This is a genomic window from Pseudomonas sp. Z8(2022) (genome assembly GCF_025837155.1).
GTDB lineage: Bacteria > Pseudomonadota > Gammaproteobacteria > Pseudomonadales > Pseudomonadaceae > Aquipseudomonas.
The window spans coordinates 1,800,471-1,826,799 of sequence record NZ_CP107549.1 but is presented as its reverse complement, the minus strand read 5'-3'; the positions used below and the strand labels follow the sequence as shown (position 1 = coordinate 1,826,799).

The 26,329-nt window shown below is 63.7% G+C and carries 21 protein-coding genes and 1 pseudogene; 13 read left to right on the top strand and 9 right to left on the bottom strand.

The features are described from left to right. Window positions 1–43 precede the first annotated feature (43 nt). The 4 genes from nahK to pqqF form a co-directional block, all read right to left on the bottom strand. Window positions 44–2,686, bottom strand: coding sequence for a hybrid sensor histidine kinase/response regulator NahK/ErcS' (gene nahK / locus OEG79_RS08665; protein ID WP_264148356.1), 2,643 nt, complete (start codon window positions 2,684–2,686; stop codon window positions 44–46). Next, complete coding sequence (gene nosP, locus OEG79_RS08660) at window positions 2,616–3,779, bottom strand: nitric oxide-sensing protein NosP (protein ID WP_264148355.1); 1,164 nt, start codon at window positions 3,777–3,779, stop codon at window positions 2,616–2,618. Before nosP ends, nahK begins: the two co-directional genes overlap by 71 nt. A gap of 292 nt (window positions 3,780–4,071) precedes the next feature. Beyond that, window positions 4,072–5,256 (bottom strand): porin, encoded by a 1,185-nt coding sequence (locus OEG79_RS08655; RefSeq protein ID WP_264148354.1) that lies wholly within the window; start codon window positions 5,254–5,256, stop codon window positions 4,072–4,074. Between the two features lie 319 nt (window positions 5,257–5,575). After that, window positions 5,576–7,954 carry a pyrroloquinoline quinone biosynthesis protein PqqF gene (pqqF, locus tag OEG79_RS08650; RefSeq protein WP_264148353.1) on the bottom strand — a complete coding sequence of 793 codons (2,379 nt, stop codon included), beginning with the start codon at window positions 7,952–7,954 and terminating at the stop codon, window positions 5,576–5,578. Between the two features lie 396 nt (window positions 7,955–8,350). Here pqqF and OEG79_RS08645 point away from each other — a divergent pair, with 396 nt between their 5' ends. The 8 genes from OEG79_RS08645 to OEG79_RS08610 all read left to right on the top strand — a co-directional run bounded on the left by OEG79_RS08645 (window position 8,351) and on the right by OEG79_RS08610 (window position 18,579). Continuing rightward, on the top strand, window positions 8,351–9,037 hold the full coding sequence (locus OEG79_RS08645; RefSeq protein ID WP_264148352.1) for a hydrolase: 687 nt from the start codon (window positions 8,351–8,353) through the stop codon (window positions 9,035–9,037). A gap of 90 nt (window positions 9,038–9,127) precedes the next feature. Continuing rightward, on the top strand, window positions 9,128–9,706 hold the full coding sequence (locus OEG79_RS08640) for an antibiotic biosynthesis monooxygenase (RefSeq protein ID WP_264148351.1): 579 nt from the start codon (window positions 9,128–9,130) through the stop codon (window positions 9,704–9,706). A gap of 134 nt (window positions 9,707–9,840) precedes the next feature. Continuing rightward, the gene (locus OEG79_RS08635) at window positions 9,841–11,682 is read left to right on the top strand and encodes an amidohydrolase (RefSeq protein WP_264148696.1); all 1,842 of its coding nucleotides are present in this window, start codon (window positions 9,841–9,843) and stop codon (window positions 11,680–11,682) included. Between the two features lies 1 nt (window position 11,683). Continuing rightward, window positions 11,684–13,312 carry an MFS transporter gene (locus tag OEG79_RS08630; protein ID WP_264148350.1) on the top strand — a complete coding sequence of 543 codons (1,629 nt, stop codon included), beginning with the start codon at window positions 11,684–11,686 and terminating at the stop codon, window positions 13,310–13,312. Window positions 13,313–13,342: 30 nt separating this feature from the next. Beyond that, complete coding sequence (locus OEG79_RS08625) at window positions 13,343–14,113, top strand: alpha/beta fold hydrolase (protein ID WP_264148349.1); 771 nt, start codon at window positions 13,343–13,345, stop codon at window positions 14,111–14,113. 190 nt (window positions 14,114–14,303) lie between these two features. Continuing rightward, window positions 14,304–17,300 (top strand): sensor histidine kinase, encoded by a 2,997-nt coding sequence (locus OEG79_RS08620; protein ID WP_264148348.1) that lies wholly within the window; start codon window positions 14,304–14,306, stop codon window positions 17,298–17,300. After that, window positions 17,297–17,941 carry a response regulator gene (locus OEG79_RS08615; RefSeq protein ID WP_264148347.1) on the top strand — a complete coding sequence of 215 codons (645 nt, stop codon included), beginning with the start codon at window positions 17,297–17,299 and terminating at the stop codon, window positions 17,939–17,941. Before OEG79_RS08620 ends, OEG79_RS08615 begins: the two co-directional genes overlap by 4 nt. Window positions 17,942–18,072: 131 nt before the next feature. Next, window positions 18,073–18,579 carry a helix-turn-helix domain-containing protein gene (locus OEG79_RS08610; RefSeq protein WP_264148346.1) on the top strand — a complete coding sequence of 169 codons (507 nt, stop codon included), beginning with the start codon at window positions 18,073–18,075 and terminating at the stop codon, window positions 18,577–18,579. 227 nt (window positions 18,580–18,806) lie between these two features. Here OEG79_RS08610 and OEG79_RS08605 read toward each other — a convergent pair. Then, window positions 18,807–18,947 (bottom strand): annotated as a pseudogene (locus OEG79_RS08605) (site-specific integrase); the annotation flags it as partial. A gap of 99 nt (window positions 18,948–19,046) precedes the next feature. Here OEG79_RS08605 and dusA point away from each other — a divergent pair. After that, complete coding sequence (gene dusA, locus OEG79_RS08600; protein WP_264148345.1) at window positions 19,047–20,057, top strand: tRNA dihydrouridine(20/20a) synthase DusA; 1,011 nt, start codon at window positions 19,047–19,049, stop codon at window positions 20,055–20,057. Window positions 20,058–20,327: 270 nt separating this feature from the next. Continuing rightward, on the top strand, window positions 20,328–21,254 hold the full coding sequence (gene tal / locus OEG79_RS08595) for a transaldolase (protein WP_264148344.1): 927 nt from the start codon (window positions 20,328–20,330) through the stop codon (window positions 21,252–21,254). Between the two features lie 63 nt (window positions 21,255–21,317). Here the strand turns inward: tal and rssC are convergent, their stop codons facing one another. Together rssC and rssB are read right to left on the bottom strand one after the other, a co-directional pair. Continuing rightward, complete coding sequence (gene rssC, locus OEG79_RS08590; protein ID WP_024308595.1) at window positions 21,318–21,800, bottom strand: anti-sigma factor antagonist RssC; 483 nt, start codon at window positions 21,798–21,800, stop codon at window positions 21,318–21,320. 8 nt (window positions 21,801–21,808) lie between these two features. Then, complete coding sequence (gene rssB / locus OEG79_RS08585) at window positions 21,809–22,993, bottom strand: two-component system response regulator RssB (protein WP_264148343.1); 1,185 nt, start codon at window positions 22,991–22,993, stop codon at window positions 21,809–21,811. Between the two features lie 213 nt (window positions 22,994–23,206). Here rssB and OEG79_RS08580 point away from each other — a divergent pair, with 213 nt between their 5' ends. Then, window positions 23,207–23,506, top strand: a complete 300-nt coding sequence (locus OEG79_RS08580) for a PilZ domain-containing protein (RefSeq protein WP_264148342.1) — start codon at window positions 23,207–23,209, stop codon at window positions 23,504–23,506. Between the two features lie 96 nt (window positions 23,507–23,602). On the opposite strand, the gene OEG79_RS08575 is transcribed toward OEG79_RS08580, so the two are convergent. After that, window positions 23,603–24,307, bottom strand: coding sequence for a VacJ family lipoprotein (locus tag OEG79_RS08575; protein WP_264148341.1), 705 nt, complete (start codon window positions 24,305–24,307; stop codon window positions 23,603–23,605). Window positions 24,308–24,413: 106 nt separating this feature from the next. On the opposite strand from OEG79_RS08575, the gene OEG79_RS08570 reads away from it, so the two are divergent. Both OEG79_RS08570 and OEG79_RS08565 read left to right on the top strand, forming a co-directional pair. Then, window positions 24,414–24,821 (top strand): acyl-CoA thioesterase, encoded by a 408-nt coding sequence (locus tag OEG79_RS08570; RefSeq protein ID WP_264148340.1) that lies wholly within the window; start codon window positions 24,414–24,416, stop codon window positions 24,819–24,821. Window positions 24,822–25,097: 276 nt separating this feature from the next. Beyond that, the gene (locus OEG79_RS08565; protein ID WP_264148339.1) at window positions 25,098–25,364 is read left to right on the top strand and encodes a DUF4404 family protein; all 267 of its coding nucleotides are present in this window, start codon (window positions 25,098–25,100) and stop codon (window positions 25,362–25,364) included. Between the two features lie 56 nt (window positions 25,365–25,420). Here OEG79_RS08565 and queF read toward each other — a convergent pair whose 3' ends face one another. Further along, window positions 25,421–26,251: an NADPH-dependent 7-cyano-7-deazaguanine reductase QueF gene (gene queF, locus OEG79_RS08560; protein WP_264148338.1), complete on the bottom strand. Its 831-nt coding sequence runs from the start codon at window positions 26,249–26,251 to the stop codon at window positions 25,421–25,423. Between the last annotated feature and the right edge of the window lie 78 nt (window positions 26,252–26,329).

The window sequence follows — 26,329 nt, the reverse complement described above, 5'->3', positions numbered from 1 at the left end:
TCAGCAGGGTGCGCCGTGTGTTCAGCCGGGGCCCACGTCAGCCTCAAGCCCCTGCCCCACGCTCCATCAAATGGCTCATCGCTGCCTTCAGCTTCATCGGCCGCACCGGCTTGTGCAGCAGGCTGTGGCCCAGCTCGCGCATCTGCTGCTTGAGTTCGTTGCTGTAGTTGGCGGTGATCATCAGCGCCGGTAGCGGCGTGCTGCGCCGGGCGTTGATCTGCGCAACGGCGTCGACGCCGTTGCGCTCGTCGTCGAGGTGATAGTCGGCGATCAGCAGATCGGCCTCGGCGTGGTAGTTGTCCACCTGACGCGCCAGATCCTCCTCGCTCAGCGCGGTGATCACCTGGCAGCCCCAGCCCTCGAGCAATGTGCGCATGCCGGCGCAGATCGACGCATCGTTATCCAGTACCCATACCCGCGCGCCGCTGAGGCGTTCGAGCAGTTGATCCGGGCTGTCCTGCACGGTGCGCACGCGCGGCGCGCGACGGGTCAGCGGTACTTCGACGGCGAACATCGACCCCTTGCCCTGCTGCGATGCCACGCGAATGCGGTGGCCGAGCATGCGCGCGATCTTGTCGACAATCGCCAGCCCAAGGCCGAGGCCGCGATCCTGCTTGCGTTGGACGTTATCGCCGCGTTTGAACTCCTGGAATATCTCCACCAGCTTGTCCTGGGCGATGCCGATGCCGGTGTCCCAGACCTCGATGGACAGGCTGTTGCCGCGCCGCCGGCAACCCAGCAGGATGCGCCCGCTGGCGGTGTAGCGAATGGCGTTGCTGAGGAAGTTGCGCAGAATCCGCGCCAGCAATTGCACGTCGCTGCGCACCAGGGCCGAACTGGGCAGGTAGTCCAGGCGCAGCCCCTCGCTGCCGGCGATCTGGTGATACTCGGCGGCCAGGTTCTCCAGCAGTTCGCTGACGGCGAACGGCGCGATATCCGGCTTGATTACCCCGGCATCGAGTTTGGAAATGTCCACCAGCGTGCCGAGCAGGCTTTCCACGTCTTCCAGCGAGTTGCTGACGTTGCGCACCAGCGGCGCGCAGCCGCTCAGATCGTTCTTCTCCAGCAGCGCGCTGGTGAACAGCCGCGCCGCATTGAGCGGCTGCAGCAGGTCATGGCTGACAGCGGCGAGGAACTTGGTCTTGGACAGGTTGGCCTGCTCCGCTTCACCCTTGGCTTCACGCAGGCGCGCTTCCATCTGCGTACGCTCGTCGATCTCGCGGCGCAGCTGCTCGTTCACCGTGGTCAGCTCGGCGGTACGCTCACGCACGCGCTGTTCCAGGTGCTGATAGGCCTGGTGCAATGCCTCGGCAGTGCGGCGGCGCTCGGTGATGTCGCGGATCAGCACGAAGATGCCGACCACCTCACCGCTGGCCTGGCGGTTGGGCACGTAGGAACGCAGCATGTAGCGCTCCTGGCCGTTGTGGTTGGTTTCGGCGAATTCGAAGGTCACGCTCTCACCGGACAACGCCAACTCCACGTAGGGCTCGAGGCGCTGGCAGTGTTCCTCGCTGTGCACTTCGCGCAGGCTCTGGCCGAGCATGGCGCCGCGCGGCCAGCAGTACCACTCCTCGTAGACCTTGTTGGTGAACTCGTAGACCAGGTCCGCCGACAGGTAGGCGATCAGCGCCGGCACATGGTCGGTGATCAGGCGAATCCAGCGCTCGCTGTCGCTCAGCGCCTGGGCCTGACGATGTCGCTCGGTGATGTCGGTGAAGGTGTTGACGAAGCCGCCGGTGGGCAGCGGATGGGTGCGCACTTCCAGCATGCGCCCATTGAACAGGCGAACCTCCACCTGACGCAGCAGCTTGCCGTTGGCATCGCGGCTATCCGGGGTCAGCGGCTGCAGCTCGCTCTCGGCCATCACCTCGGCGAACGGCCGGTGCGCGCTGATCGGGGCCAGCCCGCATAGCTCCAGAAAGCGGTGATTCCACAGCTCCAGCGCGCCATCGGCATTGACCATCGCCATGCCCTGCGACAGGTTGTCGACCGCGCGCTGCAGCAGGCGCGACTTCTGCGCCAGCGCCTGCTCGCGGCGCAGCGCCTCGCTCTGCTTGACCTCGGTGATGTCGGTGTAGAGGATCACCAGCCCACCCTCGCGAGTCGGCCGCTCGCTGACCTGCACCCAGCGTCCGTCCTGCAGGCGAAACAGACTCGGCTCACCCTCCTTGCCCAGCTGCGCCTCCACCACCAGACCGGTGCTGCGGCTCAGCCGGCGAATCTCCTCCAGCCGCGTGCCGGTGCCGATGCGTGCGCGGCTGCGCGCCCACAGCGCCTTGAAGCGGCTGTTGAACAGCACGATGCGCTGGCGATCATCGAACAGCACGAAGGCGTCGGAGATGCTTTCGATGGCATCGATCAGGTGCTGGTGCGCGGTCTCGGCACGCAGCCGCGCGTCGCTGAGCAACTGGTTGCTGGATTTCAGTTCGGCCATCGCCTGGTTCAGCGCGTCGGTGCGCTCGCGCACCTGCTCGGACAGCACCACCGAGTGCTGGAAGGCCGCATAGGCGTCATCGCCACGGGAATGGATCGACTCGACCCGTTCGATCAGCGCGGCGTTGATGCGCCTGAGCTTGGCGTTCTCCTGCTCCAGCGCCGCACAATGCGCCTGCAGCTCAGCGCTCGACACGCCCAACAGGTCGGCCAATGGCGACACCGGTGAAGGTCTGGTTGATGTGCATGCCATTGAACTGCTCTCCGTAGGTGTTGAAGCCGATCACCCGCTGCTCGCGCAGCAGTGTGGCGACCGACTCGACGCCGCCATCGGTCTCGATCTCCAGGCGGCGCAGGAAGCAGTCGCAGCCGATGGTCAGCAGCAGCGGACCGAGGCGCTGCTGCAGCCCGGCGAACAGCTGCTGCAGGTTGGGCAGCAAGGGGCCGGGGTGCATGGCGGTAAGGACGATGCCGTTTTCCACCGCACAGTAGAAGGTCAGGCTGAGGTCGTCGTGCACCTGCTGGATCGAGCGCACGTAATAGTGATCGCTGATGCGCACCGCCAGCGGATAGGCGGCGAACGCCCGCAGATCCAGCGCCTCGACCGGCACACCGATCAGGTCGGCATATTCCTGTGCAGCCGGCGCCGCATTGAGTTCATACACCCGGCGGGTAGCGCTGTCGGCACGGGTCACCACCAGCTTTTCCGCACTGGGCTGAATGTGATGGGTGCTGAACACCTCGAACTCCAGCCAGGTGTTGAACAGCACCACCACCGCCGCGCCGCTGTGGAAGCGCCCACCGTGATAGACGTGGGTGTGGGTCAGATGGTTGTCATCGCCGGCCGAGCCGCCGAAATGCGGGATGCTGCCCAGCGCCGCACTGAGCGCGCCGAGCACCAGCTCTTCACGGCTGGAAAGGCCATCGAGCAGGGTCAGGGCGAAGCTGTGGCCCTTGATCGAGGCCAGCTCGTTGCTGCGGCAATCCTTGACCAGGCCATCGACCAGTTGCTGGGCATCGAGCAGATTGAAGCGTTCCATCTCGTCGATCAGCGCGCTGGCGATGGAGAAACAGCGCAGGTCGAAGCCCAGCGCCACCACGCAGCCGCGGCCGTAGCCCTGCGGGGTGATTTCCCCGGCGCTGGTGCAGCCCACCAGGCTGACGCCGCCGAAATGCGCCTCGAGCGCCTGGCCCAGTCCTTCCAGGTCGTATTCGGCCGAGCAGAAGAACAGCACGAAACCGAGATAGGGATGGATCAGCTGACGCGCCAGTTCCTGGGCGGCCAGTTCCACATCTTTGGTGCTGGATACGGCGCTGATTACGCCTTCCGCCTGTTCCAGGGCCATAACACGTCCCACCGCAAAATCTGATCACGAGGAAATTCTACGAAGCACGGGTTGGCCACCCCATGCTACTTGAGTACTGGATCAGGCGTTCGTAGGTAGCGAGAAGCGCGCCGATGGTCAGACAACGACCGGCCAGAACGGCAAAGCAGGCAGGCGAGGTTCTGATCGCCAATACCAGCAGACAGGTTCTGCGCCGATTCGCTGCAAAGTCCGATCAGCAGGCTCTGCTCTTTCGCCGCCCAAAAAAGAACGGGAGACCATATGGCCTCCCGTCGTTTGCCAGCCGTAAGGCTTACCAGCTGAGTACCGCGCCCACCGCGAAGGTGTCGGTGTCTTCGTTCAGACCGCTGCCGGCAGCAGCGTCGATCTGGTACTGGTTGTACTCGGCAACCAGCTTGAGGTTGTCGTTGATGGTGCGGAAGTAGGCGATACCGCGGGTCTCGTAGTCCGCCGCCACGCCCAGGCCGTTGCCGTCGTCCTCGGTCTTGCCGTAGGACAGCGCCACGCGGTTCTTGCCCCAGGTATAGGAGCCCTGCAGCAGGTAACCGTCGCTGTCGATGTCACGCAGGGTCGGCTCGCCCAGGTTATTGGTGAAGAAGGGGTTGATGCCCTTCGCCTGGAAGCCCGAGCCGGTCAGCGACAGGCCGCCGAACTTGGCCTGCACACCATAGCCGAGGCCCTTGGAAGTGATGGTGTCGACGGTGTCGTCGGTGTTCTCGGAGGTCTGGTAGGCACCGTTGACCCAGGTGTAGATGGTCGAACCACCGAGGTCGAACTGGTAGCTGATCTCCGACTCGAAGCGCGGATTCTCCTGGTAGGCCTTGCCGACGGCGCTGTCGTCGTTGGTGTCGACCGGGTCCATGATACCGACGGCGATGCGCAGGCCCTCGGCCAGGTTGTTGTTGCGGTAGGTGATCTGCGAGGTCGGGAACGGGTACGGGTAGCCGGTGCCGATGTTGCCGAAGGACACGCCGTTGCCGTCGACCAGACCAAGAGTGTCGGAAACGTTGCCGTAACCGGCCAACAGCTCATCGAGGAAGATGTTGGAACGGGCGAACAGACCGAAGTCCTTACCGATCAGCACCTCGCCCCACTCGGGGTTGGACACCGTGCCATAGAACTGGCGCACGTCGATGGCGGTATCGGTGCCGTTGGATTCGCCGTCGTTGATGGTGACCCAGAACGAGGCGCGGCCGCTCAGTTTGAGGTCGTCGATCTGCTTGCCGAAGTTGAAGCCGATCCAGTTGGGCAGAAAGCCCATCTTCACCCGCGACTGACGGCGGTCGAACTGATCGCCCTCACGATCCACGTCACTGTTGACGTAGAAGGCGTTGATATAGCCGTCGGTGGAGAATGTGGTGTCGTCCTGGTCGTACAGGACGATCTCGGCGGCGGCCTGCTGCGCGGTCGCCAGGGCGACGGCCGTAGCCAGGGTCAGGGGCAGAAACCGGGTGATGGCGATCTTGTTGTTGTGCATAACGCTCTCCGCTTGAGTGGCGACCGCCAGGGCAGTCGTGTCGGAGGCGATTATCGAAAGCCGATCAGGCCAACCATACGCTGCCTTGGCAGCGATTCGCTGCTGCTTTGGCCGGGCGCTACCGGCCTGCTCCGGCGGACTCGCGACCGACCTGCTACCGGTAGCGGACGAAAGGTCGTAGTACCTGGCCAGTCCTTGGACGTAGAAGTGCCCGGCAAGGCGCCCTGTGCAACGGGAAACGGAGAGATGCGCACGACACGCCATCAGGCGCAGGGGCCTGGCGAACCGGGGGCGGGAATTAAAGGGGAAAGCGTGCGACCTAGACGGGCGACGGCACTCCGCTGGCCAGTACGCGCCAGTCGCGGGCAAGCAGCAACTGCTCATGCGCCCTGAGCAGATCGCCCGGGGTCACGGTCATCAACGCCTGCTGCACCCGTTGCGGATGCACCTCGGGCAAGCCAGCCAGATACAGCTGCCAGAGTTGCTCGGCGCTAGCCAGATTGGACCTCGCCGGGCTCAACGCAGCCAGCAACCCATCACGGCAACCCGACAGCGCAGCCTCTCCCAGCCCGTCCAGCACCGAGCGCTGTTCGTCGAGAAAGGCGCGGATATGCCCGAAGATTGCGGCCGCATCGCATACCGGCGACTGCAGAGCGAACAGCAGGCCGCGGCTGCCCTGCACCTGACGAAAACCGGCGAACAAGGCATAGCCCAGTTGCAGCTCGCCTCGCAGCCGCTGATAGAAACGCTCCTGCAACAGTTGCCCGAGCAGGCGCCAGGCTGCCTCGGTACAGGCGTTGGCGTCGGGCAGCGGGCAGAACAGCAGCAGCGCCGCATCAGCGCCCGGCTGCGTGGCCTGGTGCCATGCAAGCCCGCTTGCGACAGTTGGCGGTGGCGCCAGCTCGGTCAACGGCTCGACAACCGCGCACATCTTGGCGAGTTGCGTCTGTTCCCCCTCGCCCAGACCGACACTCAGCCCCTCCAGCGTCGACGCAGCAGGCAGCTCGCACAGTTGCGGCAAACGCTGCAACAGCGTTCGCAACAGCATGCCTGAGGGCGCCGGCTCGACAGACTCGCTTACGGGCGCCAGCAGCAAGGGCAGCAGCTGTGCGCTGAAAGCCGGCAACAGCGCCGCAGGCCCCTGCAGCATCAGAGTCCAGCCAGAGGTGTGCACGCTCAGTTGGCTGACGATGCCAAGCCGCTCACCACGCCAGCGCAGATCGGCACTGCGCGCCAGCAGGCCGGCTTCGATGACTGGGACGTCGCCGCTACCAACGCAGGGGCCGCGCCAGTAAAGCGCGGCCGGGCCGCCTTCGGGCTGCCCCGGGTAATGCCTCAGCCGGGCCGGAGGCAGGACGACCTCTACGGGGGAGCAGCCAGTCAGCAGGGGCTCGTCGCTGCGCAGCTGCCATTCGCGCTCCAGAGCCGGCGGCGCCTGAAGTGGCAAGGCCTTAAGCGGCAAAGACAGCCCTGTCGCGGGCCACAAGGGTTGCGCCTGCTCGCTGCATTGCAGCTCGATCAGGCCGTCGCCTTGCGCCAGTTGTCCGAGCAGCGCATCCAGTGCGCGCAAGGTGCTGGCGTCTTCCTGCCCGTGTGCCTGCAGGCCTTGGGCCAGGCCCAGGGGACCGAGCGAGAAGGAGTTGAGCGCAGCCGCCTGCTCATGCTGCCGCAACCGTCGAGGCCAGTGCGCATGGCCCTGCAGCTGCACAGCCCAGCCCCGCAAGGCAGCGCGCAAGGCCGGCCCCTGCTCCGCCGAGGCGCCGGGAAAGTCGAAGCGCAGCAGGCATTGCCCCTGATGGCGATACAGCTCCCGCACCTGTACTCGTCGACACAGCCGCAGCTCACGCATGCCAGCCAGCAGTCCGCCAGGTGCGGGGTCCTGCAGGGCATCCAGCAGCAACGCCAGTGGTGCCTGCAACTGCCCGATATCGACTTGCGCGGCAAAGGCAAGATGCACGCCCGGCTGATCATGCTGCAGGCGCAGACAGGAAGCACGCAGCGGCAGCAAACCGGCCACCGGCTTTGCATCGGCGTAGGACTCGCCAGCGGGCAAAGGCCCAAGCAGCGCTTCGGCCAAGTCCAGCAATTGCTCTGGCGATTGCGGCCCCACCAGGGTCAGGCGCATATGCCGGGGCTGATAGTGTCGTAGGTGATACTCCCGCAGCGCCTGCTGAAACGCAGGCGTCTCGACCGGCAGCGTACTGCGCTCCCCCGCCAGGAACTCGCTACAGCGATGACCGGCAGCCAGCGCCTGCCCCAGGGCATGATCGATGCGACTGCTGCCATCCTGGCTGCGCGCCTGGTATTCCGCGTGCAGCACTTCGCGCTCGCGCAATTGGGCTTCGCTATCCAGCAGCGGCCGGCAGAGCATGTCCAGCAGGCGGGCCAGCGCCGGCTGCAGGTGCGCGACCGGCAACTGGCAGACGAAGTCGGTATTCCGCGCCTGAGTCGAGGCGTTGACCTGCCCGCCATGAAGCTGGACAAACGCCATCAGCCCCTGATCGCGCGGGTAATTGCGACTGCCGAGAAACAGCAGGTGCTCGAGAAAATGCGCCAGGCCCGGGTAGGCCGCGGGCTCGTCATGACTGCCTGCCGCCACGCGCAGGCAGAACCCCACCTGTTGCGCCCAGGGCTGTTGCTGCGCGCGCAGCTCGGCACCATTGTCCAGTTGCCGGGTAACGGGGGGTTGATCAGACATCGACGGTTCTCCGGGCAGCTTGCCGACCAGCTTGCCGCCTTCAGCCGCGCCGGGCAATGCTGCTTTGGGACGAAGCCGAGCCGCATTGGCTCCTGTCGTCGCGCATCCCCGACAACCACCCTTCCCCGACACAGCGCACCACCTGCCCCTTTTCGCAACTGCTCCAGCTACCCGCACCTGCGCCCGGCTCGCCCTCTCGCTACAGCCGCGCCGCGCTGCTGGAACACCCTGCGCCCCAGTCATCCGGTGCGATCAACGTAGCCTGATACCAAAGCAGGAAAGCAATCCAATCCCCACCAGAATCGAGCTGAGATAGTCCACTTCCACGCCCTCGGGGACGCGACTGTCTACTCGGCGAAGGGCGGCCCCTTAATTGCCAACCCAAAGGAAAGCGCCATGAGCAATCCAAAAACCGAAGTCCTGACCCCTCAGAACAGCCAGCTGATCTTCATCGACCAACAGCCTCAGATGGCTTTCGGCGTCCAGAGCATCGACCGGCAAACCCTGAAGAACAACACCGTGGGTCTGGCCAAGGCTGCCAAGATCTTCGACATTCCGACCATCATCACCACGGTCGAGACCGAAAGCTTCTCCGGCCATACCTACCCCGAGCTGCTTGCCGTATTCCCGGATGCGCCGCTGCTGGAGCGTACCTCGATGAACTCCTGGGACGACCAGAAGGTTCGTGACGCGCTGAAGAAGAACGGCCGCAACAAGATCATCGTTTCCGGCCTGTGGACCGAGGTCTGCAACCTGACCTTCGCCCTGTCCGCCATCCACGATGCCGGTTATGAGATCTACATGGTCGCCGATGCGTCCGGTGGTACTAGCCAGGCGGCGCACGACTACGCCATGCAGCGCATGATTCAGGCCGGCGTAGTGCCGGTGACCTGGCAGCAGGTGCTGCTGGAGTGGCAGCGCGACTGGAAAAACCGCGACACCTATGACGCTGTCATGGCGCTGGTCACCGAACACTCCGGTGCCTACGGCATGGGCGTGGACTACGCCTACACCATGGTGCACAAGGCGCCGGAGCGGGTGCAGCACGGCCCGACCCTGGCCCCGGTGGCAACGCCCATCTGAGCCCATGGGGCGGCAACGTCCCCGACTCGACCGGTGGCGCGCCTGCGCCGCCGGATCGACAAGACCCACGCCACGCACAGAGCCCTCAGCATGAACGAGACGCCACAGGAAACCGTCACTCTGGTAGTCCGTCACCAGGTGCGCGCCAACCATGTACCGCGTTACGAGGCCTGGCTGCGGCGCGTCACCAGCACCGCCAGTCAATGCCCCGGCCACCTCGGCGTGGACGTGGTGCGCAACCATCTGGATAGCCTGACGCAATTTACCTGCGTGCTGCGCTTCGTCGGCCTGGAACAACTGCGCAACTGGACCGAATCCGAACAAAGGCGGGAACTGATCGCCGAGGTCGAGCCGCTGCTGCGCGCCGGCGATCAAATGGAGGTCGCCCCGGGCAACGAGTTCTGGTTCATGCCGGAAACTGCGCAGGCTCCACCGCCCCGCTGGAAGCAGGTCTGCGTCACCTTTCTGGTGATCCTGCCGCTGAGCCTGCTGGTGCCGCTGCTCTGGCAACCGCTGTTCCAGCGTGTGCCCTGGACCGGCCGCTACGTACCAAGCAACGTACTGATCACCCTGAGCATCGTCCTGCTCGTGGTTTATCTGTTCATGCCGATGGCCACGCGCCTGTTCGCCAGTTGGCTGAGCCCAGACACAGACGAGGATCGACCATGAGCAAGGATCCTTCCGACCCGAAACGTCGCCATTTTCTCGCTGCCAGCAGCGTTCTCGGCGCTGCCGGCGCGCTGTGGTCCACCCTGCCCCTGGCCTTGGCCGGCGACTCATACATCAGTTCATCAGGAGGCATCATGAGTGCCGATCTCATCTTGTACAACGGTCGCCTGCATACGGTTGACCGCGAGAACCCTCAGGCCAGTGCCGTAGCCATCAAGGACGGGCGCTTCATCGCGGTTGGCAGCGACGCCGAAGCCATGGCCCTGCTTGGCGACGCCACCCGCGTCATCGACCTGAACAAGCGCACGGTGATCCCGGGCCTCAACGACTCGCACCTGCACCTGATCCGTGGCGGTCTCAACTACAACCTGGAGCTGCGCTGGGAAGGCGTTCCCTCACTGGCCGATGCCCTGCGCATGCTCAAGGATCAGGCCGACCGCACGCCTACGCCGCAGTGGGTACGCGTGGTCGGCGGCTGGAGCGAATTCCAGTTCGCCGAGAAACGCCTGCCGACCCTGGATGAGCTGAACAGGGCTGCGCCGGACACCCCGGTGTTCATTCTGCACCTGTATGACCGTGCCCTGCTCAACCGCGCCGCATTGCGCGCCGTGGGCTACGACAGGAACACGCCGAACCCGCCGGGCGGTGAGATCCAGCGCGACTCCAGCGGCGAGCCCACCGGCATGCTGATCGCCCGCCCCAATGCCCTTATTCTCTACGCCACCCTGGCCAAGGGGCCGACGCTGCCGCTGGAGTACCAGGTCAACTCCACCCGACAGTTCATGCGCGAGCTCAATCGCCTCGGCGTGACCAGCGCCATCGATGCCGGCGGCGGTTACCAGAACTACCCCGAGGACTACCAGGTGATCCAGGAGCTGGCCGACAACGACCAGCTCACCGTACGCATCGCCTACAACCTGTTCACCCAGAAGCCCAAGGAAGAGCTGGCCGACTTCAGGAACTGGACCGGCAGCGTCAAGCTGCATCAGGGCGACGACTACTTGCGCCACAATGGTGCCGGCGAGATGCTGGTGTTCTCTGCCGCCGACTTCGAGGATTTCGTCCAGCCGCGCCCGGATCTGGCGCCGAGCATGGAGGCCGAACTGGAGCCGGTGGTCCGCCACTTGGTAGAACACCGCTGGCCGTTCCGTCTGCACGCCACCTACGACGAATCCATCTCGCGCATGCTCGACGTGTTCGAGAAGGTCGACCGCGACATGCCGCTCAACGGCCTGCCCTGGCTGTTCGACCACGCCGAGACCATCAGCCCGCGCAACATCGAACGGGTACGCGCACTTGGCGGCGGCATTGCCATTCAGCACCGCATGGCCTTCCAGGGCGAATACTTTATCGACCGTTACGGCGCCAGGGCCGCCGAGGCCACGCCGCCGATCCAGCGCATGCTGGCCGAAGGCGTACCGGTGGGCGGCGGCACCGATGCCACCCGCGTCGCCAGCTACAACCCCTGGACCGCCCTGTACTGGCTGGTCAGCGGCAAGACAGTCGGCGGCACCACACTGACGCCGCATGGGCTGTCGCGTGACACCGCGCTGCAACTGTTCACTCACGGTAGCGCCTGGTTCTCCAGCGAACAGGGCAAGAAAGGGCAGATCAAGGTGGGCCAGCTGGCCGATCTGGTGGCACTGACGGCGGATTTTTTCAGTATCGAGGAAGAGCAGATCAAGTGGCTGGAGTCGGTACTGACCATTGTCGGCGGCAAGGTGGTACACGGCAGCGACGAGTTCGACAAACTCGCCCCGCCAACGCTGCCAGTGCTGCCGGACTGGTCACCGGTGGCCAAGGTGCCGGGCCACTGGAAGCCGCTTGCGACGCCCATGCCCGCCAGTCTGCATCAGTGCGTCGGTGCCTGTTCCGTGCACGCCCACCAGCATGATCGGGCTCGCCGCAGCAATGTGCCGGTCAGCGATCACCAGGGCTTCTGGGGCGCATTCGGCTGCTCGTGCTTTGCGTTCTGACATGGCCAGCGAAAAAATCTCGCCCTGGGGCGCACTCAGGCACAGCACCTTCCGCTGGCTGTGGCTGGCCAGCATCGCCTCGAACATCGGCACCTGGATGCACGAGGTCGGTGCCGGCTGGCTGATGACCAGCCTGTCGGCCAACCCCATGCACGTGGCACTGGTGCAGGTCGCCGGCTCAGCGCCGATGTTCCTCCTGGCACTGCCGGCCGGCGCCATGGCCGATATCATCGACAAGCGTCGCTATCTGCTGGGCGTACAGGTGTGGATGGCCGCCGTCGCCACTGCGCTGGCCGCGCTGACCCTGCTCGGCTTGACCACCGTCTGGTTGCTGTTGGCCATGACCCTGGCCATGGGCGTCGGCACAGCGTTGATGATGCCGGCCTGGTCGGCCCTGACCCCGGAGCTGGTGAGCAAACGCGACCTGCCTTCGGCCATCGCCCTTTCCAGCCTCGGCATCAACGTGGCCCGTGCACTCGGCCCGGCCATCGCCGGCGTACTGGTCAGCCTGAGTGGGCCCTGGGCGACCTTCGCCCTCAATGCCCTGTCGTTCTTCGCGGTCATGGCCGTGCTGCTGATCTGGAAGCGCGAGCGTCAGGTTGCGACATTCCCGGCCGAACGTCTGCTGGGCGCCATCCGCGCCGGCTGGCGCTACAGCCGCGCTTCGAAGCCGCTGCAGGCGGTCCTGGTGCGCGCAGCGGCGTTCTTCATCGGCGCCAGCGCCGGGATGTCGCTGCTACCGCTGATCGTGCGTGGCGAGTTGCAGGGCAGCGCCAGCGACTTCGGCCTGATGCTGGGCAGTGTCGGCGTTGGCGCGGTGCTCGGTGCCACCCTGCTGCCGCGTATTCGCGAGCGCATCAGCAGCGACCGCCTGGTGCTGCTGGCCAGTGTGCTCTACGCCCTGGTGCTGCTGGCCCTGGCCAGCCTGCGTCACTTCGCAGCCCTGCTGCCGGTGATGCTGCTCAGCGGCGCGGCGTGGATCGCCGTGCTGTCCAGCCTGCAGGTCGCGGCGCAAACCTCGGTACCGGACTGGGTACGTGCACGCGCGCTGTCCGTGTATATCCTGGTGTTCTTCGGCAGCATGGCCGCCGGCGGCGCGCTGTGGGGCTTCGTCGCCAGTCAGGCGTCGATTCCACTGGCGCTGTTCGCGGCTGCCGGCTGTCTGCTCCTGGGGCTGCTGCTGAGCGCGCGGTTTCCGCTGCCGGTAACCAGCAGTGAAGACCTCGCACCATCGCTGCATTGGCCGGCACCGATCCTGGCCGACGAGGCCGACCTCGAACGCGGCCCGGTGATGGTCACCCTGCACTACGACATCGCCGTCGAGCATGCAGCGGCCTTCCGTCAGGCGATGCACGAGGTGGCACGTATGCGCCGGCGCAACGGTGCGTTCTCCTGGGGACTGGTACAGAGCAGCGAGAACCCGCAGCATTGGCAGGAGTTCTTCTTCGACGAGTCATGGCTCGAGCACCTGCGCCACCACGGCCGGGTCACCCGTGCCGAACAACGCATCGAAGCCGCCGCCAGGCAGTTCCAGAGCCCCGGTGTGGCGATACGTATCGACCACTTCCTCATGCCGAGTAAGCAGGCGCCCGAGCATACGGATATGCAGCATGCCAAAAGTCAGCCATGACGGCACAGCGGCGCCTGGGCGCCCACTGCCATGAACCGCCACGCTCTGTTCATTCACGGAACCTGGCTCACCCCGCTGATCTGGAGCCGTTTCAGCCGTCGCTTCGAAGCGTGCGGCTACAGTTGCAGCGCGCCGGCCTGGCCGGCGCTAGGAGCCGACCTGCTGCGTCAGCGCAATCAGCCACCGCGGGCGATAGCCGGCCTGGATATCACCGCGATACGGGTTCACTATGAGCGCATCATCCGCGACTTCGAACAGCCGCCCCTGTTGATCGGCCATGACCTTGGCGGTCTACTGGTGCAACTGCTGCTCGACCGCGGCCTGGGCTGCGCCGGCATTGCCATTGCACCGCCCTGCCATGGCGGCCTGGCGGGGCTGCGTGACAGCGGGCCATGGCTGTTGCAGCGGGCGTTCTGGCGCGGCGTACTGCACATGAGTCCGCAGCGTTTCGCACGCACCATGGCGCAGACCCTGACGCCGGAGCAACAGGCCGTCGCGTATGATCGGCATATCGTACCGGCACCAGGCCGGGTGTTTTTCGAAAATGCGCTGGGCGTCGGCAGCCGTATCGACTTCGGTAATACCGAACGCTCACCGCTGCTGCTGATTGCAGCGGGTGCTGACCGTAGCGTCCGCCCCGAAGGGGTCGCCGCGACCTATCGGCGTCATCGGTGCTCGACGGCCGTCACCGCGTTCAAACACTTCAACGGCTACAGCCACTGGCTGATTGCCGAGCCGGGCTGGGAAACAATTGCCGACTACTGCATTGAATGGGCGCAGAACCAGCTAGGACGTTTCTAGCAGGTCGTTGAAACCGCGGGCAGGCAAGACCGGATCGATGGTAATTACTAGCACACCGCCGACAGCGCGCAGTTGCGCTGCGGTTAACGAAACCAGAGAGATGGTCGTCAACGCCTGGTTGCCGACGCAGCCCCTTTGCCATCGACCTTCGAAGCGGCATTCATGGCGCACGCTCCTCGGTTGGCTGAGCGTGGTCTGCCTGATGCTGTGCAGCGCGTTGGCCCAGGCCGACAGAATCAACCTGGAACAGCGTCTGGAACACCGCCGCTGGTCACATAGCGATGACAACCCCAGCCAGATCGGCGCCATGGTCGAGACTCAGGGCAGTTATCTGTGGCTGGGCACTCACGACTCGCTCTATCGCTTCGACGGCATCAACTTCACCAGCTATCGCTCGCTGAGCGGTCATGACCTCGGCATCGTCTCCAGCCTGCTGGCCAGCGATACTGGATTGTGGGTAGGCCTGCGCAATGGCGGGGTTGGCCTGATCAGACCGGACGATAACCAAATCACCTTATTCGATCTGAATCACGGCGTGATCTATGCGCTGGCGGAAACGCCGGATGGGCGCATCTGGGCCGCTGCCAATGACGGCCTGTTCAGCTTCGATGGCGAACGCTGGACGGCACTGGGCAATAGCGACGGTTTTCTGGGGCAGAACGCCTACAGTCTTTTCGTCGACCGCGATGCCCGACTCTGGGTCGCGGACGAACAGCGCCTCTACTATCTGGAACCGGGCGCACAGACGCTGTATGACAGCGGCCATCGCAGCAACCGTACCCGGCAGATCACTCAGGCGCCCGACGGCGCCCTGTGGCTGATAGAGCGCGGCAGTGAGTCCCTGCTGCGCATCGAGCCGGATGAACGCGAACAGCCCATGACCACAATAGCCACCGGCGCGACCATCAACGCGATGCTGTTCGCGCGCGACGGCAGTCTGTGGCTGAGTACAGCCGGGGCCGGCGTGCTGCATGTCGCCAACCCCGACCGCCATGATGGCAAAGGCTTTTATTTCGTCGAGCGCTTTTCCACCCGCAACGGCCTTAGCTCCGACTTCGCCTGGCCCCTGTTCGAAGGTCGCGAGGACAGTGTCTGGGTCGGCACGCAAAATGGTCTGGATCGGCTGCGCGAGCGGCCACTGCTTCCCGCGGGCTTCCCAACCACCGCCCACAATCTGGCGTTGGGAGTCGACAGTCTGGGTAATCTCTGGGCCGGGAGCGCGAATTTTCCGGTCATGCGCCTGGACAACGAAGGCCTGCATTACCTGCCGCTGAAAACCCACATCAACACCGTCAGCAAAGATCCGCAGGGATCGGTGTGGCTGGCCGGTCCCGAAGGGATCTGGCGCAGCGTGGGCAATCAGTTGCAGAAGGTTTCCAGCCTGCCGGTGAACCGGGAACTGGATTCATCGGTGCGCTCGCTGCTGATCGACGAGCAAGGCACACCCTGGCTGTCGCTGAACCGCCAGGGTCTCTACGTCCTGCTGCAGGATCAATGGCACCGATTGCCCGCCCCCAGCGACGATCCCGCGCAGCTGATGCCGGTGGCCTCAGCCCTGGCGCCGGACGGAAGACGCTGGTTCGGTTACCGCAACAATCTCGTCGTCAGCTACGACGCCCAGGGCGAGCGCCACTGGAGCAGCGCCGAAGGCCTGGACATCGGGCATGTGACGGCAATGGCTCATCTGCAGGGCCATAGCTGGTTCGGCGGCCAGCGCGGCCTGGCGCATTTCGATGGCAACCGGTTCACGACCCTGCCCCTACCTGGCAACGGGCTGTTCGATAACCTCTACGCGATCATTCCGGTTTCCAGTGAGCACGGTGAAGACCTCTGGCTGCACGGCAAAGGCGGCATATTCCAGTTGCCCGCCGAGGAAATACGACGGGCGCAAGCCGACTCTGGTTACCACATCCGCTACCGCACCTACGATCTGCGTGGCGGGCTGGACAACGATCCCCAGCAGGTACTCGCGGTCCCCACCGGCGTAAGCACCACCGATGGCACCCTGTGGTTCATCACCCGTGACGGTGTAGTGGGCCTGGACCCCAAGCGCCAGCAACAGGACAGTGCAGTGCCACGCATGCTGATCCAGTCGATGGTGGCTGATGGCGCGAACATCCCCCTGCACGGCACGCCGGCGTTACCGGCCGATATCCAGCGCGTGGTGATCGACTACCGGGCGCTTTGCCTGGCGGCACCGGACGGCCTGCACTATCTCTACCGCCTCGATGGTTTCGATAACGACTGGCACCACGCCGGACGGCAACGTGAGGCGATCTACACCGGCCTGCCCGCCGGCACGTACCGTTTCCGCGTACGAGCGCTCAATCAGAACGGCATGCAGAGCGAAGAAGACGCCGAGCTGACCTTCACCATCGCCCAGGTCTTCTATCGCCACCCTCTGTTCCTCCTCGCCTTGGCGCTGGCAGCACTTCTCGCACTGCATCTGTCGTACCGCCAGCATGTGCAGCGAGTGGCCGAGCGCCTGCGTACCCGCCTGGAGGAGCGCCACGAGGAGCGCGAGCGCATCGCCCGCGAGCTGCACGACACTCTGCTGCAAGGTGTGCAGGGGCTGATGCTGCATGTGCAGGCCGCCGCCGACAGCACGCCAACAGACGACCCTATGCGAAATAAACTGGAGCAGGCCCTGGATCGCGCGGAGCAATCGATCCTGGAAGGCCGCGAACGGGTACGCAGTTTGCGTCATACCCCGAACATCCCGGACGACCTACCGAGGCTGCTCTGCAGTTTTGCGCACCTCCAGGAACAGGGCGACGCCAGCTACCGGGTAGCGGTCGAAGGCACTCCGCGCCCTCTCCATCCGGTGGTATACGACGAGATAATCCAGGTCGCCCGAGAAGCGGTAAACAATGCCTTCCGCCATGCGCAGGCCAGCAACATTGACGTACAACTCAACTACGATCCGCGTGAATTCACGTTGCGCATCAGCGACGACGGGCGCGGTATTCCACCTGGCTACATACACGGGCGAGCCCCGATCGATCATTGGGGCATCAAAGGCATGCATGAACGCGCCCTGAAGGTAGGCGGCACCTTGAGAATTGACACAATCTCCGGGCAAGGCAGCCATGTAAGCCTGACCCTTGCCGGGCAACTGGCATACACACGACCCACCGCGCGAAGCTGGCGGCATTGGAAGCTATTGTTTAGGAGTCCGCCGCGATGACAACCAACACTCCCACCATCCGCGTTCTGGTTGCGGATGACCACCCCTTGCTCAGAGAAGGCATTGCCGCCGTTCTCGCCGGTCATGCCGACATCGAACTGGTCGGAGAAGCCAGCGACGGACACGAGGCACTGGAATACTTTCGCCGCCTGCGTCCCGATGTGGCGCTCATCGACCTGCAGATGCCCAAGATGAACGGTATCGAAAGCATTGCGGCCATCTGCAGCGAGTTCCCGAATGCCCGCATCGCCATTCTCACGACTTACCGTGGCGACGTACGCGCCCTGCATGCCATCCGCGCGGGTGCACAGGCATACCTGCTGAAAAGCTGTCTGCGCAAGGAGCTGGTTGAAACTGTCCGCCAGCTGGCGGCAGGCAGACGGCACATTCCGCCCGAGATCGCCTGTGAGCTGGCGCAACACGTTGGCGAGGAGAGCCTCAGCCCCCGGGAATTGGAGGTACTGCAAGCCACTGCGCTTGGTCTTTCGAATCGCGATATCGCCTGTCGCCTGGGTATCACTGAAGATACCGTCAAAGGCCACGTGCGTCTGATCATGGAAAAATTGAGCGCCAGAAATCGAACGCATGCCGTCGCCATAGGCTTGCAACGCGGCATCATTGAAGTGGGAACCCCACTTTAGTGTTGCCGCCGCGCCCCTCCTTCTGAGCTGTGCGCGAACGGCAAAGCTATTCATGCTTAGACCCATTAAGGACCCCGGATTAGAGGCCTTCGATGGGATCAGCTTCAGAGGCTTATGACGGCCCGCAGACATTGCTGCAAGAGGCCGGCCTGAACCCGACACTTGTCCAGCAGGCAGAAAACCTGCTGGAGAAAGCCCGGGCAGCTCTGCGCGACGATACGCACACGGCGTATCGTCATCTTGAGCTGGCGGTTAAGTTGCTACGCCAGGAGCAGCTCTGCGAGCAGGGCAACCACGGCAAGCACGGCGTGTTTACCGCCTGGCAGACGCGCCGCCTGACCGAATATATCAACCAGCATGTCGATGAACCGATCCGCACCTGCAACCTGGCAGCTCTGCTGAATCTCAGTACCAGTCATTTTTCGTACCTGTTCAAACAGACCTTTGGCATCCCGCCACGGCTGTACGTTGCACGCTTGCGCATCGAGGCAGCGCGCAAAATGATGCTCGCCACCAATGAGCCGTTGACCCACATTGCTCTGGCCCATGGTTTCTGTGATCAGTCCCACTTCTGCCGTACCTTCCGCCGCGAGCTCGGCGTGAGCCCGCAGACGTGGAGACAGATGCTCAGTCAATGACCGTGGGCAAGCACCCTGCGGCCGCGCTTTCAGCCGGTTTCAGCGCACTGCCCGAGCACGTTTCAACCCGCATTCTGACGCTCGAATGCCGCCCCCGCCAATCCCGTTGCTACTCAGTGAGGCTTCCGATTCTGGATGTAATGGATTGAATAGCTGAAGGTCATGGCCTCGCCACCGCCGAGCAGGTACTGGGCTCAAAGCTCAGCATGAAGAACAGCGTGATGCCCTTTCTGCCGCCACCCAGGCCGCGCGCTCTGCTGCCGGTCGTAGGTCTGGCTTTCCTGATAAACTTGCAGGCCATCGCGCATGATGCGGATCTGCGCCGTATATCCGTAGCTTCCGCCCTTTCGCCTCCTGATCGTGGCCATATCGTTTGATACTTGGGCAAACGTGGCTGGTACATGGCCAGCGGCCCATTAAAAACAGGCGAAAACGGTCAGAAACACGCAGTAAACCAGACATTGAAAATGCCCACAGAATCTAGCTCAAACCCAGCCACCACGCGCCCCGCCCTGTCCCGCCGCTTTTCCGTTGCCCCGATGATGGACTGGACGGATCGCCACTGCCGGTACTTTCTCCGTCAGCTGTCGCGCCATGCCCTGCTCTACACCGAGATGGTCACCACCGGCGCGCTGATCCATGGTGACCGCGAGCGCTTCCTGCGTTACAGCGAATGCGAGCACCCGATCGCGCTGCAACTGGGCGGCAGTAACCCGCAGGACCTGGCGACCTGCGCGAAGATGGCCGAAGAACACGGCTATGACGAGGTGAACCTCAACGTCGGCTGCCCCAGCGACCGCGTGCAGAACAACATGATCGGCGCCTGCCTGATGGGCCATCCGGCGCTGGTGGCCGACTGCGTGAAGGCCATGCAGGATGCCGTGAGCATCCCGGTGACGGTCAAGCACCGCATCGGCATCAACGGCCGTGACAGCTATGCCGAACTGTGCGATTTCGTTGGCCAGGTGCGTGAAGCCGGCTGTCGCAGTTTCACCGTGCACGCCCGCATCGCCATCCTCGAAGGCCTGTCGCCGAAGGAGAACCGCGAGGTACCACCACTGCGCTACGACGTGGCCGCCCAGCTCAAACAGGATTTCCCGGACCTGGAGATCATCCTCAACGGTGGCATCAAGATCCTCGAGGAATGCGAGCAGCACCTGCAGACCTTCGACGGCGTGATGCTCGGCCGCGAGGCCTATCACAATCCCTATCTGCTGGCGCAGGTGGACAGCCGCCTGTTCGGCAGCAGGGACCCTGGCATCAGTCGCATGGATGCCCTGCTCGCCCTGAAACCCTACGTCGAGCAGCACCTGCGCGAGGGCGGCACCTTGCATCACATCAGCCGACATGTACTGGGGCTGGGCCAGGGTTTCCCCGGGGCGCGGCGCTTCCGCCAGCTGCTGTCGGTGGACATTCACAAGGTGCAGGACCCGCTGGGTCTGCTCGACCAGGCGGCCGAACTGCTGCGCGGGCATTGATTCGCCGCACTCGGGCGATAGTGGCCCGCAGCACCAATGCGTACCCGCTGCTGCGGACTGAACGAGAAGCCAGGGTTCGGGTCGACATGCTCGAGCTTCCGGGCAACTCGTCTACAGTCGGGCTCCACCGACTGTGGCGCGTCCTCACGTACCGCGAGCGGACCGGCCAGAGCCGTAGCCCCGAGAAGGTAATTCTGTCAGTGACCCGACCGTTGAGCGCCTCCAGCGCCTCGGGTAAGGTCATGCCATCTGCAACGACAAGGCCTCGTCATGACCTCCAAGCTGGAACAACTCAAGCAGTTCACCACCGTGGTCGCCGATACCGGTGACCTCGATGCCATCGCCCGCCTGCAACCGGTGGATGCCACCACCAATCCCTCGCTGCTGCTCAAGGCCGCTGCCCTGCCCCGTTACGCCGACCTGCTGAAGCAGGCCGTGAGTGCCGGCCAGGGTGATCTGGGCTTGGCCTGCGATCATTTTGGCGTGGCCGTTGGCCAGGAAATTCTCAAGGTCATTCCGGGGCGCATCTCCACCGAGGTCGATGCGCGGCTGTCGTTCGACACCGATGCCACACTGCGTCGCGCCGAACGCCTGATCGGCCTGTATGAGAAGGCCGGCATCGGCCGCGACCGCGTGCTGATCAAGATCGCCTCGACCTGGGAAGGCATCCGCGCCGCAGAGCAACTGGAAAAGGCCGGTGTGCAGACCAACCTGACCCTGCTGTTCGCCTTCGCCCAGGCCCAGGCCTGCGCCGATGCCGGGGTATTTCTCATCTCGCCGTTCGTGGGACGCATCTACGACTGGTACAAGAAGGCCGAGGGCCGCGACTTCACCGGCAGCGAAGACCCGGGCGTGCAGTCGGTCACGCGCATCTATGACTACTACAAGGCCAACGGCTACGACACCGTGGTGATGGGCGCGAGCTTCCGCAACCTCGGCCAGATCGAAGCACTGGCCGGCTGCGACCGCCTGACCATCAGCCCCGAGCTGCTGCAGAAGCTGGCCGAAGACGATGGCCAGCTGAACCGACAGCTGCAGCCGGGCGCCGCCAGAGAGGCCCGCCAGAGCCTCAACGAAGGCTCCTTCCGCTGGGCTCTGAACGAGGACGCCATGGCTACCGAGAAACTCGCCGAGGGCATCCGCCTGTTCGCCCGCGACCAGGAAAAGCTCGAAGCCCTGCTGACGGCCAAGGTCTGAACGAAAAAGGGGCGTCAGCCAAGCTGACGCCCCTTTTCACTTTCACAAAGCCTGATCGAGAACTCAGTGCCTCTCGAGTGCGCTGACCAGGTCGTGAAACGCCTCGCGGTTGGAGTCATTGAGCCCCATCAGAATGCGGTGCGCTTCCAGCACCTTGGCCTTGACCACTTCTTCGGACTGATCCTGCGACGGCAGATCATCCAGGCATTCCGGGCACGGAATCGGCCGATCGACGATATTGAACACCTGATCGAAGCCCATGGACTCCAGCAGACGTGTGATGTCGTCGTGAGTGGTGACAACGGTCGGTAGCAGACCAACCTTCTGCCGCGACAGAATGGACAATTTCGCCAGCAAACCGAGGGTAGTACTGTCGATGCTGCGAGTTTCGGTCAAGTCGATGACGATGGCCGAAAAATTCAACGCGGTGAAAATCTTTTCAATCGTGGCATCCAGTGCTGAGCACAGGGTCAGACGGACTTCACCGACGAACTTCAGGACGAATGTTCCATCCTGCTCGGCAAATTGGATGCGACCGGGGCTAATCCCAGGGTTCATGCAAGGTTCCTGCTCAACACCAGCAAGGCGATATCATCCGGCATCTCGCCCAGATTGGCCAGACCGAGAACTTGACGCAAACCGTTCAGCGTACCGCCAGCCTGGCTAACCAGTTGTGGCAACGCCAATTCCTTCTCCTTCAGCGTGTCACCCGGCAACAGATCGAGAATGCCGTCCGAGAGCAGGGTCAGACTGAACGACTCCGGCAGCTTCATTTCCAGATCGCTGTACTCGGCCTCGTCGAACAGGCCGACTGGCAGGCCGCGGCCCTCGAGGTATCGCGCCTGGCCATTTTCAAACAACACCGGAAGCGGCAGATGCCCACCGATGCTGTAGGTGAGCATGTCGCTCTCCTCGTCGATCACCCCGCCAAGCATGGTCACGTGCTTGCCCAGCTTGCAGTTGATGAGGCCGCGGTTGATGTGACCGAGCACATCGGATGGCTTGAATTCGGGCAGCGTGCCGCCACGTCGCCATTCATAGAGCAGGCGCGTGGTCATGAACTTGAGCAGCACGGTGACGAATGCCGAGGAAGCGCCATGGCCGGAAACGTCGGCCAGATAGAAGGCAATGCGTCGCTCATCGATACGGAAGTAGTCGACGAAGTCGCCGGACAGGTACAGCGACGGAATGATCTGGTGAGCGAAGGTCAGGCCGTCAGCCTGCCAGGGGGTGCCCGGCAGCATGTTCATCTGCACCTGGCGCCCGGCGTTCTGGTCTTCCTGCAACAGGTGCAGGCTGGCCTGCAGCTCGCGGTTGGTCGCTTCCAGCTTCTCGCGATAGCGCTGGTTCTCGACCCGCAGGCGCGAACGGTCCAGCGCGCGGCGTACCGAATGCTCCAGCACCGCGAGGTCTTCCAGAGGTTTGATCAGGTAATCGGCAGCGCCGAGACGCAGGGCTTCGACGGCATCGTTCATCACCCCGGCGCCGGAAACCACGATCACCGGGACTTCGACGCCAAGAGCGTTGATTCGTCGGATCAGCTCCAGACCATCGACCTGCGGCATGCGCAGATCGCAGATCATCAGGTCGGGGCTTTCCTGCTGGAACACTTCCAGCCCCTGCAAACCGTTGTTGGCCTGCAACACCTTGAAGCCGCTGTCCTCGAGGTAGGCCGCGAGGCTTGCACGTACGACATCGTCGTCATCGATGATCAGCAGGGTGGCACTGGTTTTGTGCATGGGGTATCCAGGCAAACTGCGCCAGGGCAATTGTGGTCACTGCCCTTGGCGCGCCGCCGCATCGTTGGCGCTAGGGCGATTTCAAGGGGCAGACGGTACTCCCATCTGCTGGCCGATTCAAGCCGGGACCAGTTGTCGCTAGGCAGCTTTACAGGTCAAATCGGCGGGAGTTATAAGAGCCGCGGAAGAGCTCATAAGAAGAGGACCGGGTTCATGAGTCAGAATGACCGAGCGTACAGCGAGAAACGTGACTACATCCGTATGCGACTGGACGCCGCGGTCGTCCTCCATCACGCTGGCCAGGAAATCCCCGCACTGTGCCTGGATCTTTCCAGTACCGGCATGCAGATCGAGGCCAACGTCGCCCTGAGCACCGGTGACAAGGTCAAGGTTCACATCCCGTCCGAACACAGCGAGCTGGCGGGTCTCGACGCTCAGGCCGAGGTGGTTCGGGTAACCGATCTGGGCGATGGCCGGCAGTCGCTGGGGCTGGCGATCACCTCCATGAGCTGAAATCCGTACTTACGAAAAAGGCGGCCCTGTGGCCGCCTTTTTCGTTGTTGCAGAACTGCCTCTGATCGCGCTTGCGCGCGACAGATCGCGACCTGTTCAGAAGTCGTCTTCGACCTGCCCATCCTTGACGTTGAACTCGCGGTTCTGCAGGTAGGCGTTGCGGATGAAGATGTACTTGTCGCCGCTGATCAGGCGCTCAGCCTGCAGCAGGTTGGCGCGAGTATCGACGACCTCGACACCGCGGGTGACGTTGCGGGTCGGGACATGATCGATATGGGGATAGGGCGTCAGGAGGCTATCCGGTACACGCCCGGCAGCATCACGCACGGTGCTCGGGCCAAGGAACGGGATGACTAGGTACGGACCGCTCTCCACTCCCCAGGCACCAAGGGTCTGACCGAAGTCCTCATTGTTCTTCTGCAGGCCCATGTGTTTGGCCACGTCGAAGAAACCGAGAAGACCGAAGGTGGTGTTGAAGATCAGGCGACCGGTATCGACCCCGGCATCATGCAGCTTGCCCTGCAGCAGGTTGTTGGCCAGGTTGCCGACATCGCCGATATTGCCGAATACGTTATGCACGCCGTCTTCGAGGAACTGCGGCGTAACGGCCCGGTACCCCTGCGCCACAGGCTTCAGCGCATAGGTATCGAGAGTGTCGTTGAAGCGGAACATGGCACGGTTGAAGCCTTCCCACGGGTCGTCTTCCGAAGCGGCCTGAGTCATGGCAGACAAAAGGCTCAAGCCAACGAGGGCCATCAGGCCGCCCAGGCGCGCGAACCAGCGAGCACCGATCACATGCATTGAAATCTCTCCTTGAGGGAAATAAGGTGGCCACCCGCCAGCGGCCCCGAAGGCCGCGTAGTATAAAGCCTGAAGGCCATATTGGGCAGCATAGCGAAGAAAAGCGATGACCGATGAAACCCTGCTTTATACCGCACACATTCCCGTACGCTGGGGCGATATGGACAGCTACGGGCACGTCAACAACATCATCTACATGCAGTACCTGGAAGAGGCCCGCGTGGCCTGGTTCGAACAGGCCGGCGTGGCGATGAGCAACGTGCCGTTCGGCCCTGTCGTGCTGCAGACCCAGCACACCTACCTCAAGCCTGTGGTCTACCCGGCCACCGTGGTGGTCGAACTGAGGGCCGGCGCAGTAGGTCGCAGCAGCCTGGTGGTCAGGCATAGGCTGAGCACGGTCGAGGATCCGCTGACGTTCTACGGTGAGGGTTACTGCAAGCTCGTCTGGATCGATCACTCCAGCGGCAAGTCGGTGAACCTGCCCGACCATGTACGTGCTCTGTTCGGCGTTTAACTGACAGCCACGTTTCGCTCATCCGTTGCTGCAGAATTCGCCCGAGCCATTGCACGCATGCCCCTTCCCCCCCCCTATCTGCGGCGCTGTCACCCGAGGGGAATCCGCGCCGGCTACGGCGCTAACGACATGCGCCACATGCATGCAGCGAAAGCACCGAGTGCTTGACCGGGATCAGGCAAAGCCGGCCTGCTTGGATTAACCTTCAGGTACGGGCCGAAAACTTCCGGCGGCGCCGGGAGTCAATGCCTATGCCGATTCGACAAGGAGAACTCTATGCCAGCAAGCGATCTGCAGCAGCAACTGGAAGCCCTCCAGCAGCATCTGGCCCAAGGCACGCCGCTCAGCGAGGAAGAACGTACATCGCTGTACCTGCTGACTCAGCAAATCGAAGTGCAACTGGCGCGTGAAGCCGCGGCTGCGCCCGACGCCACGCTGGTCGATGGCGTCAATCTGGCGGTGGAGCGCTTCGAGGCCAGCCACCCGACACTGGCCGGCACCCTGCGCAACATCATGCAGAGCCTGGCCAATATGGGCATCTGACCTGGCGAAACCGAAGCATCAGGAGAAATGCCGCCAAATGGCGGCATTTTTTTGCATTACTGACGCGCCAGACGTCCGTTCGCCGGGGTGATCGCCTCGGTGCTGCGGTAGGGGTTGATGTCTAGCCCGCCACGGCGCACATAGCGCGCATAGACAGTCAGCGACTGCGGCTGCAGCAGCCGTTGCAGATCGAGAAAGATACGTTCGACGCACTGCTCATGAAAGTCGGCGTGCTGACGGAAGCTCACCAGGTAAGCCAGCAGACTGGCATGATCCAGCGCCGCACCACGGTATTCGACCACCAGGCTGCCCCAGTCCGGTTGGCCGGTGACCGGGCAGTTGGACTTGAGCAGATGGCTGTGCAGGCTTTCCTCGACCACCTGGCTGGCGTCGCAGCGCAGCAGTTCCGGCTGCGGATGGTCATACTGGCTGACACTGATGTCCAGCTCATCGATGCACTGCCCTGGCAGCGCCGCCACACCTTCCTGCGACACGTCATCCAGAGAGCGCAGGCGAACCGCCACCGGCTTGCCGGCCACGGCCGACAGATCACGCGCCAGGGTCGCCTGCACTTCATCCCAACCGGCAAAGGCGGTCTGATTCAATGAATTGAGATACAGCTTGAAGGACTTCGACTCGATGATGTTCGGCGAGTCGGCAGGGATGGCGAACTCACCGATGGCGACTACCGGCTTGCCGGACGGCGTCAGCCAGGACAGCTCGTAACAGTTCCAGTAATCCACACCCCGATACGGCAGGTTGGCGCCGTCGAGGCCCAGTTCGGCCCATTTGGTGGTGCGCGAGATGGGGAACAGCAGCTCCGGGCTGTATTCGGCGATGTACTGGCTGGACTTGCCCAGCGGAGAGTGTTCGGCGGGGTGCTGCATGGCGCGTAAACCAGGGTGGCGAAAAACCGCGCGAGTTTAGCCGGTTGACCGCCGCGCCGCACGTTCCGCCGACCGATA